The sequence below is a fragment of the Wenzhouxiangella sp. YN9 genome (assembly GCF_056324165.1).
In genome coordinates, this window is record NZ_JBJNIP010000069.1 from 1 (window position 1) to 389 (window position 389).

Annotated in this window: 1 protein-coding gene; it reads right to left on the reverse strand. The window is 33.7% G+C overall.

The annotated features are described in order from the left end of the window. Positions 1 to 389 (reverse strand): hypothetical protein (locus ACEWQ0_RS04635; protein WP_476484660.1); only part of this gene is annotated, 389 nt, incomplete at both ends.

Consider the following 389-nt stretch of genomic DNA (forward strand, 5'->3'; position numbering starts at 1 on the left):
TTTGAGGTTGAGGGATAAAAATCAGTAATATCAATATTCAAAGTAAGCCCCTTAAGACCTACATGTGCTTTTGCATTCGAAATTGCAGATTTAGAACGTTTAGAGTGTAAATAATCGGGAGCTTTCAAATTACCCAAAAATTTTCCAATTCTAGAATGGATCTGTTTCAACCTCTCATGAGGATCTTGAATAGGGCGGACTTTAATAACGTTTCCATTATTATCAGTCTGCTTTTGATTGAAACATTGATACATTTGAGTTTTTGAACGGCAAATATGATTGAGTTCTTTAACAGATGAACACAACAGCATAGCTAATCGCTTCTTACTTGTAATATGAAATAACGGTGAGTTTAGTAACTCTAAGTCGTATACATATCTTGCATGATC